Below are 14,852 nucleotides of genomic sequence, written 5' to 3'. Positions count from 1 at the left end.
AAAAAAGTAAAAATCGTAAAATGTAGTTAATTTATCTTAAACATTTGTTATATTTATAAGGAGTTATTACTATATTTTCATTAGGAATAAAGACTCCTGATGCGAGAGTTATGGAGTCATATATTCTTGAATGGCAACGACGTGTGCATGGAGAGCACCTTCAATGTTTAGAGAAGTTTTTCCTAAATGTAGGATTAACTTCTCTTTAAAATTACTAAGGAATTGAATTGATCATAAATCTTAAAATAATATCCAACTTATTAATCCCAAGAATTATTCTTTAAATAATCAGCTTCATAATGCCAGAGAAAATTATGCACAAAAGATAAATTAAAATTAAAATCATTCTTAAATAAAGGAAAAAGATCCCGACAAATTTGATTAAAGTATAAAAAATCTTGAGAATTTTCCCCTTTTAAATCGATATCTGTAATTTGAAATCTAAGCATAGATTTAATAGCCTTGTGTTCAATTACTGTATATTCCATAGGATAAAGGGCTGCTAATAATTGCGTAATGAAAAAAATACCCCCTTTTTCTATACCATATTTAGAATGTTTGCCGACTGTATCATTTATTCTTACTTCAATAGGAACATCTGGGCGTTTAAGATAATTAATCAAATCTATAAATCTAGAATAGTTGAGAGTGATATTTTTAAGGAGTTCTGTTTTTCCACGTGAGTTCATTGTGTAGTCATTCAGACCATTTAATATTAAGGTTTTATTATATAGATTTTTATCTTCAAGTAGTTTATTTAGTTGATTGGTAGTATCATTATGCCATTTTGAATCATTATAAATTCTAGTATTTACTTTTACATTGGATTCAAAATTAGAGATCGCTTCAAATAAATATGGTGTAGCATAAAAACTTTTTGGCTTTTTTAAATACCTTTTGTCTGGTAAAGTTGGTGGACCTTTTAATGTTATTGATTCCCCTTGTGAAGATCCTGTAATAAACCATAAATAGACATTCCCATTTGTACAACAAAAATAAGGTGAATTTAGACGTTGTGCGTATGATTCGGCTTGAGGTATAGCAAATTCAATATCTTCGTCACTGCACTCTTTTACTTCAATTACACAAAATGCTTTTTTTTTGCTATGTTTGTCATAATAATTAACTACAAAATCTCCCCATATTACCTGACTACCAATTTGAATGGGCACTCTACCATATCCATCAATATTTTCTCTCGGAAAGTGATATTTTTTAATTAAAGTGGGTTTAACTTGATTTAAAGCTATTAATAATTCACTCAAATAAATCACCCTTAATAATTATTAGGAAATTTCTTTACTAAGTTTCATAGTTTGAATCTGGAATGTATTAAAATGAAAGATACAATATATACATTATAAGAAAAAAAATAGAAAATACAATAAACTTAGAAATTTGATTACCTCACCTATTTAAATAGATTTATGTTTTTTAATTTTGATTAGAGATAAGAAGGAGGTAATTTGTATGGGTAAACCTAAATATGGCAGAGGATTGGCATTTGAGGTATTCGAAGCAGTAAGAAAAAAGGAGTTGGAAGAACCGAAAGTACGTTCAGAAATTTTTCTGATGGCTGCCACCTTTTATCAAATACAAATTTTTTTACATCTTCAATTGAAACCTAATTCTTCGTCGGATAAACATAGTCTGACTTATAAAAAATATTTCAAATCAATTGGTAACAGTAAGTATATTTTAAACAAAGATTTAAAGTGAAATCGGTTAAATAAGGAAGGAGTTCTTAGACTGAAATGACTGAAGTTTTTTCCTAACTCAATCGTTTTAACCTTAAATAAGTGGTTAGTTTCTTGACTGTATTTTTCTAAATTGTTATTCTAAAGAAGAAATTTAATATTTAACGGGAAAGACCCGAGCTACGTCTTTGATTAAGGCGTTGTTCGGGTTTTTTTATTTTTTTCAAAAGGAGTAGTGAAAATATGGGGAAATAGATTACATGTTATTGGTTAATATTGAGTAGTTAATCCCAGATTAACCACTTGACCAAGTATGAATTGGCACTTTTAGTTACTTTTTGAAGCCAGACTATACCCCTATTTTGGAGGGAATTTATGCATCTTAAACATAATTCTATTGTTATTCAACAAGGTAATAACCGTAAAAAGTTAAGTGTTAAATATTCCGATATAAACATACTTAAGTATTTATTAACAGAAAGAATATTAACAGAAAAACAATTATTTCAATATTATTCTGTTATACATCATGTGAAAATATCTTATCCAGGTTTTTGGAAGAAGTTATCCAAGTTTGAAGAGTATGGGCTGATCAAAAGTTATAAATATAAAATTGGCCAAAATGGAACAACTATAAAATACTTCAGGTTAAAAGAAAAGGGATATAACTTAATCAAAAAAATAGATCATGTTCCAAAACATTATGAAAGTGAAGATATTACAGATATACCTAAAAATAATCTCGATCATCATTTCGGTACTAAAGAGGTTATACTCAAAAGTTTAATAGCTTTTAAAGAAAAGAATATTACTGGATTTAGAGTCTTTCCGTCTAAAAATACAAGAGTCTATCCAGAAGTAATTCCCGATGGAGTTATGCAATTGGAGGATAAAAATATATATATTGAATTTGACAGTGGTTCTGAATCATTAAAGGAATTAAAGAATAAAATAATTCGATATCTAACTAAAGCAGATCACCATTTGCAAATAAGAAAAGAAGCCGTTCTAATCGTACTCCTTGATAACTCTATACCAAATCGAAAAGGGGTAGATGATCGAACAAACCGGATAAGAAATCTTATGAAAGTTTTATCTTCTGTACCTGAAATTCTTTCAAAAAATGTTCCAATATATATACTTCCTTTATCATTAGTACAAAAAGCTGCATTATGCTTTTTAGGTGAAAAGACTGAGGTGATAACCAGAAGCATAATTTGTCTTTCTGATTTGCTTATAAAAAGCAAGCGGCATCAATGGTGGGATTGCGAAGATGGAATAGAAATTTTTAATAGTTATTGTTTAAATTATAGTATTGATCCTCATCTTATTGATGTTCATGAGGTAAATCAGGAACGAAGCTTTTTTACTTTGTTTCATTATAAAGAAATAGGAAACATCAGAGATTATGAACAAATTGTTCAACTCTCAAAAGTACCTTGTATGAAACCTGGGTATACAGCTGAATTTCTTTATGTCATTTATGATGACGAAGAGACAATGAATGAGGATATTAAGATTACAGGTGCATTAGATAAAGTTCGATATATAACAGCTGAAATTTCAGAGGACTATACAAATAAACCTTATATCTATGTAAAGAATTCAAAATACACTGTTAAAAAAGTTTACGATCATAAGATGTGGCCATCTTTATTATTTTAAAATGTAAGATTAGTTATAACGAATTAATGAAGGTGCACCAAAGATATACCATAAACAATGGTTGGTATACCCTTGGTGCACAATTGGTCTACGATTAATGTATACCAATCGTAAGATGAAAGTTACTTAATAAACCCTTTAAAATTGTAATTTATTGAAACTTGAATTTGAGAGGCTTTCTACAATGACTGCAGCCAATAACAGCAATTTTTACCGCAATAGTTGTTGCAGTTAGATAAGATACACCAATAGTCGAAGTGAAATTTCTACGGTCATTCATTTCCTGCTGTCACTTTGCTCTATATTGGGATTATTTAAGAGTGGAAAAAAATTAGACATCGTTTTATGGATTCTTCAGCAGCAAGTGTTGGATCGAATAGAAAGAAGTCTTGGGGCATTCACATTTAAGCGTTGTTGTTGAGTATCATTTGAGATAAAATGGAAATAATCTGGTCTCGGCAGATCCCTTACTTATTGTAACGGGTTTTATTTAAATAATAGGAGTAATAAAAAATGAGACGTTATAGAAGTTATAGAGTAAGAACTTATAGGACAAGGGGAAAAAAGGTAAAATTAAGTCCATTACAAACGGTAGATTTCATGGCTATCTGGTTGTTATTAATGTTGACGTTATTGTACTTTCTTTCAACAGCAGGAGAGATTTATATTGTTGATATGCCAATCTTTTGGATAGGTATTCTGGTTATTTTTATTTTATATTTACCCCTTCGTTGGATACTAGCGAAAGAAGAACGGGAAAACGAAGAAAAAATTCTTCAGTCAGGAATCATGGAAATTGACCTAATGGAAGGAGTTCAATTTGAACGTTATTTGGAACTCCTGTTTCTTTCTATGGGATATAACGTACAAACAACCTCTGCTACAGGCGATTTTGGGGCTGATTTAATATTAAAAAAAGATAATCGGACTATTGTTGTTCAAGTAAAACGATACAACAAAACAGTTGGTGTTAAAGCAGTTCAAGAAGTTTATTCATCCATGCCATACTACCAAGCAACCGAAGGTTGGGTAGTTACAAATAATACATTCTCAAAGTCAGCGTATGAACTTGCTGAAAAAAACAATATTTTCCTTATTGATCGAGGGATATTAATAGAAATGATTGTAAATAACCAAAAAGCTTCTGGTATTTAATAAACGGGTTAGTCTCCGAAACTCTACTGCAAGATTCTTCTCCTGTCTATAATAAATATTATAAGACCCGAGCAACGCCTTTAAAATCAAGGTTTTAGTTCGGGTCTTTTTTTAGGGAAAGAAGAACTAGCACACTGGAGGTGTTGATTCTATATTTAATGATGAAAAAACAAAATAGGGGTTATGTTAAATTATTTGATTCACGTTATATCGAATAAACCCTCGTTCATTCAGGGGTTTATTGTGTTTCTTAAAGTAGAAGGAAATTGAATGAAACATATTGAATCTTAATGTAAGATTAGATGCAACAAATTAATGAAGGTACACCAAAGGTATACCTTTTATCAATGATTGGTATACCTTTGGTGTACGTTGTTATACCTTATAATTTCTATGAACTTGCGAGTTAGAGAGAAGCAGCAATAACTGCCGCAATAGTTGCGGCAGATAGAGCCAACTGTGCACCATTGGTCAAAAAGAAAGTTTTAGGTCATTTTTCTCCCTCTATCATCTGCTCTATCGATTGCTTTCACGATGCTTGGCGAATGTGGCTAACCGTAAATCTTCAGCGCAATCGCTGTACATCGTTTGCCCTTTGGTAGCAATAGTACTTGATGTAGGATTGACAAGGAAAAATACGTAATTATTGCTCGGCGAAAAGCTCATAATGATGGAGAAGCAACAGGGAAGTATAGGGAAAAAAATGGAATCTCTGTTAGATGATCTTCAAATAATGATAAAACAAATTGATTCAATGTCACCTCTTAAAAATTCTGATAGCCAGGAAAGGAGGAATTGAACGTGAATAAAGAACGGCCGAAATCAGGCGTTATCCATTTTAAATCTCAACGAGAGATTACCGAAGAACGGCATAATAAGACACAAGCACAATACAGAAAGCTGCAAGAGAATGTGAAAAAAATGCTGAAAAAGAATAATGAGCTCTTGCATTCGATAAAATCTGAAAGCGACTATACTGATTTACTTACAAAAGAGGAGAGACAAAAGATTTTCGAATTGGAACAGGAGATTGATCGTATATATGCAGCTGCTAGAGAAAGGCATATAGCTAAGGGGAAATAGATTAGGGGACTGTGAAGGGTTAAGATGAAGGATATCTTAACAAAAGAGGAAGACCGAAATTTTTCAGGTACTTATTGAATTCTCGAGATTGACCTAATCTATGCTAATGCGAAAGAACAATACCTGCGGACGTATTAAAGTGTAAAAGTTTTATCTTCTCATCATCAAAACAATAAAAGACTCGGAATCTATGATTCAGAGTCTTTTAACCTTACGATAGCCACATAGCAGCCACCGCACTTCTTGCAGGTGGCTTTATTATATATCAAAAGAAGCTCCAATGGTGTATTTTTTAGACAACTCGTTTTTTAATAGAGGTTTGAATTTATTTCAAATAAAGAATAGCTGAGGTTTTCATCGATCAAAATTTCGTTTCTTTAATTTGGGGTACTCCGTCAATTTAATCTCCCTTAGATAACCATAGCTTAAGTTACTTGTAATCAATGTCCATCTGTAATTTGTAATTAGCTATATTAATTTGTAGTTAGTAGTACTTACAATCAGCAACATAAGATCTGCTTTGCTCCTCAACCCCTAAACAAAATCACATCATTTATTGCTTTAAATACACTGGTTAGATCCTGAACCTCACTATCATCTATAAACTCTTTTTCTCCTGAACTCAATTCGATTATGACTGCTTCTTTTCGTTTCTTTGTCCATTTTAAAAGAACCATTATTCCGCCCAATACTGTAAAGAGCCACCCTATAGAATTTATATTCGGAAATGGTGATACTAGAGCCATTAATAATCCAACTATCGTAATCACGATAAAGAACCACGGAGTTGGAAAATCTTCTTTATCTAACTCTACTGAACAAACAGCACCCATCACTATTGTTTTATTCTTCAGTACTAACCTTGTACTACTTATCAAAATTTCCTCATTCTCTAAAAACTTATGCTCTTCCATGTTCAACCTCATTCCCACAATCCTTATATATTCTCTAATCTTTTTCCTATTTCGCCACCTGTTTCTTAAAAACCTTTTATTCTCTTTTTCTTAATTAAAAGAAACGTAAGGATACAGAGCGGCTTATATAAAAGCTAAACAAAAATCGTAGGAATTCCTTAATGTGTTCTATCCTCAGTCAGGAGTCAAATTGTTCTAGAGAATTTTTAGATATTGAACATTGTTCTTTATAAAATAATCATTTAGTTTCCTATCGAGTTAATTTAGAAAAAACTCGTTTTTTGTCGGTTTTTGTAATGGTAAATATTTACAATTAGGAAAAAGGCATGTATAATTTAGTTATCTAGTAAAAAAGGAGATGAAAATATGGAGAAAAAGGAATTTGATCAAGAGTTACTTTTAGAGTTAAAAGAAGATTTGAAGATGATTAAATCACTTCTAAGTAAGTATGAAAATCTGATAGAAGGTATTACGGTTAATAAAAAATTGAGGGTATATGATGTTCTGACCTTCGATGAAAAAGTAAAACTTGCTGAATTAGAATTGGAATTATTAACGGCACATTCTAAAAAGGAGGCTACACTTATTAAAAAAGAAATTGACTTACTATTAGAGACAGCAAATCTAAGGTATATGAAGTCAAGGGGGAATTCTAGTAATGGTTAGGTTAGTTTGGAATTCAGAAATCAAAATGAAGATAACATGCCGGAATAGCTGCGAATTATATGATTGGATAACAGAAGGGTGTTCGATTAAAAGAGGTGTAAATATTGATGATCCTAACACTCTAAGTTGCTGTAATCTATTCCTCTGTAGAGAGTACATGAGAAATTTAGCAACTCAACAAGAACCTATTTATGAGTGGAAAACAGAGGGGGACAATCAAATCGTAGGTGATAATTACAAAAACGAAGAGAACTCCTTGTACCCACTACAGCCAGATCGGCCTTTACAAAGAAATGATGCCGTTTGGTTTACCTCACCATGTAAAAGTTACGGATGTTGGATTATAAATAAATCAAAAAAGAAATTAGTTGTGATTTCAATTCATACGAATGCACCGGAGCGGGGATGGAGTGAGAATGTCTATAAATCGCCTTACCCATTACATAATCATAATTCCCCATTAGCGGCAGCATCAAGACTAGCATGGTACGTGGATGAAGAAGGTTTTGGTCAATATGTAATGTTAATTAATGGAGAAATAGCTACTTTTACTTCTAAGAAACCACAGAATTGGAGGATATTAAAACGTAGAAAGGAGGATAAGAAATCATGATAGCATTATTAATAGGTCTCTATTTTGTTATTTTACTTTTAAGTGGTGATGATGGTGACGGTGCAGGTTGCTTAAGTGCAATCTTTTTTATAGCCTGTATCTATGGTGCAATTCATCTAGCTTATTACATCTTAGGAGATAAAATGTTTAGTTGGATGACTTTGATCACCGGATAATAAAGTAATAGAATGGTAAGCATAATTTAAAAACTAACAACTTGAGGTGAAATCATTATATATGTTGTATAAGATATATAAAATTAATTACTTTCAGAAGTGAAAAAGGAAAGAATTGTATTTGAATTCTTTCCTTTCTATGTAGCATTACTTATCGAGAGTATCTTCAATTTTAGTTAGTAAGTTTTGATCCGCCTCAAATGTAATACTACCTTCTTTATTAATCCACCCTCTAATAATTCCTAGTTTATCTAGTCCTTTATTAAGCTTGTTAACCCTTTCTATGATTCTTGGTATATATGGATTGGCCATAATGAATATCTTTTCATATGGAGAAGAAATTGATTGTTGAAATCTCATAATCTGTGAAATATGTTCTGAGAGATGGCTATCTATTTGTGAACTATCAAAAACAATATCAGATCCTTTATTTTTAAATGCTTGATTGCCCCGTGACTCAATGAAAAGCTCAACTTGACCTCTAACAGCTCGAATATCTATTTCGAAATGATCAAGGCCACGTCTAATAGAAAACCCATTTGCAGATAGATAAGTACAAAGAACTTCATTTACATCATCTGGTGTCATAACAATGGGATCTGGACTTTTTAAAGCTTGATTTGATTTTGGCATTATTTCATCCCCTTTTCTAACATGGAACCTATTCTCCATTGATTCCATTGATTCTTCTTTTCAGACCTACCTGGTACAACACAATAGTCATGAATGATTGTTTCATCACCAATATACTCTATTGGAAGCTGTGAATAAGATTCATTAATAAATTTAGCGATCCAACGCCTAGCAGATTGAATCCCGTTTAATGAACTGTGTAATCGATCCGTTCTATTTTCAACAACTAAATCAACGGAATAGGTTCCAGTCGCTTTACTACCAGTAATAATAAAATGGAGTTTATTTTCGTTTCGAACATTACTTATAATTTGAGATGGCATTCCAGAAGAGTTTCTCTTTTGTTTAAATAGTTTGCTGACTTCAAGAAATTGATGGATAAGAAATTTTTCGGTATCAGTACATTCTTCGTTTGTGATTATCTCATGTAATGCACTCTTAACATTATGCCATTGAAGACGTATAACTTTTGAGTTTGCTGAAACAAGTTTTTGATGAGCTGAGATTTGAGCTTCATCCAATACTCCTCTAATTTTAAATTCAAACAATATATTGAAGTTTTCACCACATATCCATGCATCCGGAATAGAACTTATATTTTCTTCAAGAGTGTAATTTTCTGAAATTGCTTTTTGATAAGGAGCAACTCCTATGATCATTTCAATATTTTTCTCTTTATCTGGTCGATATCTTTTACGGATATACACGTCTTCCTTATTAAAGATAAAGTGTTTTGATTCATTTGGTATCAAATACTGTAAGAAGGGTTTAGCAAGTTTACAATTATTTAATGAGATTATATTTAATAAAATATTTGTGTAATGATCCTCTTCTTGACCTTGATACTGAAAAATATTCATTATTTCACCGTAGTCTTTTGATCGAAATTTAATTGGAGCATGGTGAAGACTTCTTGAATTTGTTTCATAATATCATTGAGTAATACTGATTTTTCAGTACCTATTTTTAAGAAAATTGGAATGTAGGGAGTACCATCGACAATATATAGCCGTCTTGGAGTTTCAATTTGTAAGGAACTAAGTGCTAATTTCACTTTGTTTAAATGAATAGGGCTTCGCCATTCTTTACCATAGATTTCTAACCAAATAGGTGTATTATATAAATCTCCCCATGCGATATTATTGAAAACTAGAGAAGCATAAAAGTCATTACACTTAAAGAACCTACCATAATGATATGGGCCATATGTCGTTCTTAATTTGCCATTTTCATTAGAGAAATAGTTTTCTGCTATGCCTTTGTAAATAATTTCATCAACAAGATCAGAAAAGTTATTATTTCTTCTTGCTATCATCGGTGAAATTTCTTCTGATTGAATCGGGAAGAAAGCATCGTTGTCCAGTTCGTTACATAAACCTTTCAACTGCAATAAATCCCCTTTAAATGCTTCATCCTTTTGTAATTCCATTTCAATCAACATTAAGTTAAGCAGACTGTCCCAACTTATTATTGCTAACATTTTTGCAGGTGAGATTTCAGCTGAAAAGATATTGTCTTGAATCTTTATGTTCTGATAATCAAATCCATTTTCTCCAAGTCTAAATAGTAGTTCACCCCAGATACTCTCCATTCTTAGATGAGGGACCAAGAAGAGGAGTAGTGAAGGTTGATTATCAGATAATCGATTTAAATAGGTAACGGGTTGATTGTCGGTGAGTCCAGCCCAAAATTTAGCCTCAATAATTTGTACGGATTCCTGATTATGATCAAATCCCACTACATCAGGGATTGCAGCATCCTCTCCGAAAACTTGACTATGATAGATTAATTGAGGATTAATTTCGGGTAGAATGATTGAATTTAATTTTACTAGTGCTGACCGTGCAGCTGAGCTGTTTTCTAATATATAGGTTAGAGCCTCAGTAGCAAGATTTTCTGTCTGAGTACTAAAATTTTTACCTAAGAACCCTAGTAAACTTTTCATTTAACATCCTCCTAATCAGTTTTTTGATAAAGTGTAAAATATAAGTTAATTATAAACAAAATTAGTTGATAATGGATGTTATTGTATTAATGTACTTCATTGTGCTTCAGTTATCCGACTAAAGCTTTTTATTTTATGCAAAGAAAAGAATTTTGAATGAAACATATCTAATTTAAAGGTTATATTGGATATTTCAAATTGCACAATCGGTAACTTCTGAAAGTGCTTATGATGATATGCTTACAAAAGAGGAAAGCCGAAAGGTTTTTGAATTGAAACAGGAAATTGACAGGATATAATCAACCGCTAAAGAAAGGTATACCGCTAAAGAAGAAATGAGATTTTCTGAATGATTTGTTAAACAAAAAATTTCTGGAGAAATGCATTTCCAGAATTAAGTGAAAAAGTTTATAAAGGTTTAAATTTAATAGTTGATTATATTTTCCATTTATGGTTATATTATCTTAAGGCTAAAGCCTAGTTTATTTTAAGTGCTCTTTTCAAAGAATCAATTTTATTTTTTGCGACTATTTTAGTCAGCGGGTATTCAAGCAATGAACTCTTTGGAGTTTAGAAGATTTACACACGGGGATAAGTGTGTGTATTTTTCTAAAATTCAAAGAGTTTTTTTGTGCTTATTTTTATCCTGTGATTGGAGGGGTTAATGAATATTATTAGGAAAGAAAAGTAAATTAAGAAAGGTGATAAAATTGGACATTTTTCAGACCGTTAATAAGATTTTAGGAATGTTTGATATGTATGTAAATGAAGATGAATTAAACAAATATACTTTTCATGGTAAAATAAATAAAGAGCTAGACTATACCTATTATTTAATTCCTTTTTTTAAAGTGTTCCCACATGTATTGTTATTAGTTCAGCATAATCAAAATATGGTAATTCAAGGTAGGTTGTATGTTAATACCGAACCAGTTACTTATGACAATCCCCTTTACAATAATAATGAAGCGACTTTTTTTAGTTTTTATTTAGAGGACATCGTTACTTTAATAGCTGATATTGTAGTTGATTTATTTTCGTATGAAAAAAAGAATTTCCAAAAACGAATTTTAAAGACCATCACTTTAAAATGTGCAGAGCTTTTAGATGTTTTTGAAGATCCAAGACTTAGGTTTATAGAAAAACATTCTAATGGGTTAAAGATAGAAGGCACAGGTTATCAAGAAGAAACAAAGGAGTATCCTGAAATGTTTATTTACACATTGGATACTTCTAGGGATAACAAAAAGAGTACAAAAAAATTTTATAAGACTTATAAACTTGGTGAAGTACCACCAACTTATAGTCTGGAAGATTACGATTTTTACTATCAAACTTTAATTGAAAGTGTATTAAAAAAGATGAATGATTGCTATAAATAGGTGGTGATTAAGTTGCATCCTTTACCAAGAGTAACTGATTTTAAAGAGGAAATTGATGCTTTAAAAAAACAAGCTAAAATAAAAGGAGAGCCATACATTGAAATAGTCGCTCTTGAACTTCATAAAAGATTAGGTATGCCAGCAGGAAACCATCGTATGGCTACATGCTGTGATGCAATGTATGCAATGATGATTAATGAAAGAGGAGATCATATAATCTCCGCTCCACCCAAAGGAAAAGGATCGACTCTGACAATAAGGTATAATTTATAGTAATATTTAAAGTTCCAAAAAAAGCAACGAACATTTAGGGGTTCGTTGCTTAATTTTTTTAAAAAAATATACAAGTATTTCTTTGTGGTTTTAATTCTTCTATTTATTTTTTAAAAAAGAGAGAAAGTTAGCAAATGTGAATAGTACATTACGTTTTTTTTAAATCTGTAATCGTAGTTGGTAGTGCCACCATAAAGTTAACAATATTTTACTTTTTACCGATATACATTCTAGTTTGATATATAGAAAGGAAAGAAAAAAATGAATAGTATAGATATGGCAGAATCGTTATTAGTTATGGAAAGTAATTCTCTTAAATTTAATTATGCGCTCTTACATGATTCTAATATCATGAAGATGCTGATTCCTTTTGCGAAAGAAAAGATATCTAGCAGTAACAATTCAGAAATTATGGAAATGGTTAAAAAAGAATCATTTAAATATCGTTATACCCCTGATAATCATATTAGAAGGAATATGATAAAGGAACTCGCTGAATTGTATGGCATCCCTAATAGAAAGCTCGGAACTAAACAAGATACTGTAGAGCAGTGTGATCGGATTATTAATGCTATGTACGAGCAAATGAAAAAAGATAACAAAAAATTCATATCTTTTTCAACAAACCAAGAACAGACTACCAAGTTAGAAGAAATCACCAAGTTTCAAATGTTTAGTTTGATAGATTCGATTAGTGACAGGAAGATGACTGCTACACAAATGAAAGAGATGGGGGATTCTTTAGAAGATTTCTTAACAGATCTTCCAGAAAATCAACAAAAACAGATTGCTGAAAAATTAGGTGTTACTGAAATCACGAGCAATTCTGTTCAAAAGTTAATTGCAACAAACGGAACAGCAGCAGTATTTGCGATTATAGTGCAAGTGGCAGGATTCGCCTTTTACACTACATTGACTTCAGTTGTGGCAGGTATATTTGGATTAGTGGGTATAACCTTACCATTTGCTGTCTATGTAACATTGACCTCTGCTGTTGCCGTAATCGCTAATCCTTTATTTATGGTTCCGGCACTTATCCTAGGAGGCGGAGGTCTGTTAAGGTGGCAAAATAAGAAAATGAAAAAAGCTATTGCCCCAATCATTATGATGCAAATTATGGTTTCGGATCAAAACATAGTACCAGAATGGGAGACATTCTTAGATGAATGAGAGCCAATGGAAAAAATTCATTGAACTCTGGGAGAATGGGTCTTTTGAAGATGCAGTAAACATCCAATTAGAAGAACAGCAGCGGGGCGGAATCGCTGTTGTAGATAGATTGTTTAGAAATCAGAACGCCAATTCAACTGTAGTAACAGGAATCTCATTTATCGATGTAATCTATGATTATTTAATGGTAAACCCAAATGTAATAAAATCAGTTGATTTTGCAAGAAGTGAAGACTTGGCAAGTTTTTTTACCTTTCAACAGTTTGCAGCTAGTTTTAATTTTGAAAATACTGGAGAACTTACCCGTTTAAAAGGCTATACAGCGGAACATCTGGTTGCTTTAGAACTTCAAGGAAAAGGGCACGAAGTGGGGTTTCCAAGTACATCAAACCAAGTTGGTTACGACTTAATTGTTGATGGGCAACCATTTCAGGTAAAGTGTTTAAACAATCCAACCGGTGTTTATGAACATTTTAGACAATACCCCGAAATCCCTGTACTTGTTAATCAAGAGCTAGCATCTTCATTAGAAAATAATCCTCTTGTATATGGAACAAATGTCTCTAACATTACAGTAGAAGAACTCACAAAATCTACATTAGAACATGCAGCAGAAATTACAGACTTAGAGATTCCTATCATAACATTAGGAGTTTCTAGTTTAACAAATGGTTATAAAGTGATTACAGACGGCCTGAGTTTTCGTTTAGCAGGGATGAACGTAGCGAATGAAACCGCATCTAGGGGGATGGCAGGCATGATCGGCAAAGGGACAGGCATATTAATCGGTCCATTGTTCGGTCCTGCAGGAGTTGTAGTACTACCAATCATTATGGGTTTAGGTGGAGCTTATCATGGTAAGAAATTAACAAAATTTATTAAAAAGCTTTATACTCAAAAAGAAAAACAACAAGTACTTTATGACCTCGAAATTCTACTAAGTAAGCTTTTATCAGTATTTCCTAAAAAAGAATTGATGCGAAAGTCAACATTTCAAACAGTACTTGATCATATTAAATCACATTTTGTGTTAAAAAATATACACATTTTACTTGAAAAAAAATATAGAGAGAAACAGATATATACTCAAAATAAAAGAGATGAACTGAATGAGTATTTAATTAGAACCCAAAAGGATAGGATTAATCTGGAAACAGAGGTTCAACATATCTTAGACACTGTGCTTAAAAGTCAGGTACATCCATTTCTCTATCAAAAAGAGTTGACCAGTTTTGCAGAAAGTTATAAGACTCTAATGAAAATATAAACCAAATTTGAATAAAACTATTCAAAAAAATGATTGCAATGTATTTACCTAATTTTAAAAAATATGACATGTTACATAGATTTTCCTTTCAAAAACAACCTTGACCTTTAACGAGTAAGATTCTGAACAATAATTCTGATTAACATACTAAAATGTTAAAAACACTGTGATTTGCAGTGTTTTTTTTATTAATTATTATGATTCTATTTTTCA

General features: G+C 31.5%; 16 protein-coding genes. 11 read left to right on the top strand and 5 right to left on the bottom strand.

Features of this window, described 5'->3' with window-relative positions; translation table 11 throughout:
- Positions 1–260 precede the first annotated feature (260 nt).
- Positions 261–1,265, bottom strand: a complete 1,005-nt coding sequence (locus UN64_RS02280; protein ID WP_171978774.1) for a type I restriction enzyme HsdR N-terminal domain-containing protein — start codon at positions 1,263–1,265, stop codon at positions 261–263.
- 205 nt (positions 1,266–1,470) lie between these two features.
- On the opposite strand from UN64_RS02280, the gene UN64_RS02275 reads away from it, so the two are divergent.
- The 4 genes from UN64_RS02275 to UN64_RS02260 all read left to right on the top strand — a co-directional run bounded on the left by UN64_RS02275 (position 1,471) and on the right by UN64_RS02260 (position 5,600).
- On the top strand, positions 1,471–1,719 hold the full coding sequence (locus UN64_RS02275; protein WP_077359476.1) for a hypothetical protein: 249 nt from the start codon (positions 1,471–1,473) through the stop codon (positions 1,717–1,719).
- Between the two features lie 353 nt (positions 1,720–2,072).
- Positions 2,073–3,362, top strand: a complete 1,290-nt coding sequence (locus tag UN64_RS02270) for a replication-relaxation family protein (protein WP_077359475.1) — start codon at positions 2,073–2,075, stop codon at positions 3,360–3,362.
- A gap of 513 nt (positions 3,363–3,875) precedes the next feature.
- Positions 3,876–4,517, top strand: a complete 642-nt coding sequence (locus UN64_RS02265) for a restriction endonuclease (protein WP_245801940.1) — start codon at positions 3,876–3,878, stop codon at positions 4,515–4,517.
- 801 nt (positions 4,518–5,318) lie between these two features.
- Complete coding sequence (locus UN64_RS02260; protein ID WP_077359474.1) at positions 5,319–5,600, top strand: hypothetical protein; 282 nt, start codon at positions 5,319–5,321, stop codon at positions 5,598–5,600.
- A gap of 527 nt (positions 5,601–6,127) precedes the next feature.
- On the opposite strand, the gene UN64_RS02255 is transcribed toward UN64_RS02260, so the two are convergent.
- Positions 6,128–6,514 carry a hypothetical protein gene (locus UN64_RS02255; protein ID WP_077359473.1) on the bottom strand — a complete coding sequence of 129 codons (387 nt, stop codon included), beginning with the start codon at positions 6,512–6,514 and terminating at the stop codon, positions 6,128–6,130.
- A gap of 366 nt (positions 6,515–6,880) precedes the next feature.
- Here UN64_RS02255 and UN64_RS02250 point away from each other — a divergent pair, with 366 nt between their 5' ends.
- From UN64_RS02250 to UN64_RS02240, 3 genes are read left to right on the top strand one after another with little or no spacing between them, the layout of a single operon-like run.
- A complete protein-coding gene (locus tag UN64_RS02250) occupies positions 6,881–7,180 on the top strand; it encodes a hypothetical protein (RefSeq protein WP_077359472.1) in 300 nt (99 codons plus the stop codon).
- Positions 7,173–7,793 (top strand): hypothetical protein, encoded by a 621-nt coding sequence (locus UN64_RS02245; RefSeq protein ID WP_077359471.1) that lies wholly within the window; start codon positions 7,173–7,175, stop codon positions 7,791–7,793. The genes UN64_RS02250 and UN64_RS02245 overlap by 8 nt, the downstream gene beginning before the upstream one ends.
- Positions 7,790–7,969: a hypothetical protein gene (locus UN64_RS02240; protein WP_077359470.1), complete on the top strand. Its 180-nt coding sequence runs from the start codon at positions 7,790–7,792 to the stop codon at positions 7,967–7,969. Before UN64_RS02245 ends, UN64_RS02240 begins: the two co-directional genes overlap by 4 nt.
- Positions 7,970–8,116: 147 nt before the next feature.
- Here the strand turns inward: UN64_RS02240 and UN64_RS02235 are convergent, their stop codons facing one another.
- From UN64_RS02235 to UN64_RS02225, 3 genes are read right to left on the bottom strand one after another with little or no spacing between them, the layout of a single operon-like run.
- On the bottom strand, positions 8,117–8,602 hold the full coding sequence (locus UN64_RS02235; protein WP_077359469.1) for a hypothetical protein: 486 nt from the start codon (positions 8,600–8,602) through the stop codon (positions 8,117–8,119).
- Positions 8,602–9,462, bottom strand: coding sequence for a hypothetical protein (locus tag UN64_RS02230; RefSeq protein ID WP_077359468.1), 861 nt, complete (start codon positions 9,460–9,462; stop codon positions 8,602–8,604). Before UN64_RS02230 ends, UN64_RS02235 begins: the two co-directional genes overlap by 1 nt.
- Positions 9,462–10,547: a hypothetical protein gene (locus UN64_RS02225; RefSeq protein WP_077359467.1), complete on the bottom strand. Its 1,086-nt coding sequence runs from the start codon at positions 10,545–10,547 to the stop codon at positions 9,462–9,464. Before UN64_RS02225 ends, UN64_RS02230 begins: the two co-directional genes overlap by 1 nt.
- Positions 10,548–11,257: 710 nt before the next feature.
- On the opposite strand from UN64_RS02225, the gene UN64_RS02220 reads away from it, so the two are divergent.
- The 4 genes from UN64_RS02220 (at position 11,258) to UN64_RS02205 (ending at position 14,639) form a co-directional block, all read left to right on the top strand.
- Positions 11,258–11,929, top strand: coding sequence for a hypothetical protein (locus UN64_RS02220; protein WP_077359466.1), 672 nt, complete (start codon positions 11,258–11,260; stop codon positions 11,927–11,929).
- Positions 11,930–11,941: 12 nt separating this feature from the next.
- Entirely contained in the window at positions 11,942–12,202 is a 261-nt protein-coding gene (locus UN64_RS02215) for a hypothetical protein (RefSeq protein ID WP_077359465.1), read from the top strand.
- A gap of 261 nt (positions 12,203–12,463) precedes the next feature.
- Positions 12,464–13,372 carry a hypothetical protein gene (locus tag UN64_RS02210; protein WP_077359464.1) on the top strand — a complete coding sequence of 303 codons (909 nt, stop codon included), beginning with the start codon at positions 12,464–12,466 and terminating at the stop codon, positions 13,370–13,372.
- Complete coding sequence (locus tag UN64_RS02205) at positions 13,365–14,639, top strand: hypothetical protein (RefSeq protein WP_077359463.1); 1,275 nt, start codon at positions 13,365–13,367, stop codon at positions 14,637–14,639. The genes UN64_RS02210 and UN64_RS02205 overlap by 8 nt, the downstream gene beginning before the upstream one ends.
- Positions 14,640–14,852 lie beyond the last annotated feature (213 nt).

It is taken from the genome of Fictibacillus arsenicus (assembly GCF_001999465.1).
Lineage (GTDB): Bacteria > Bacillota > Bacilli > Bacillales > Fictibacillaceae > Fictibacillus > Fictibacillus arsenicus.
Note: the sequence above shows the minus strand (reverse complement) of the source record. Positions and strands in the feature narration are given on the sequence as shown.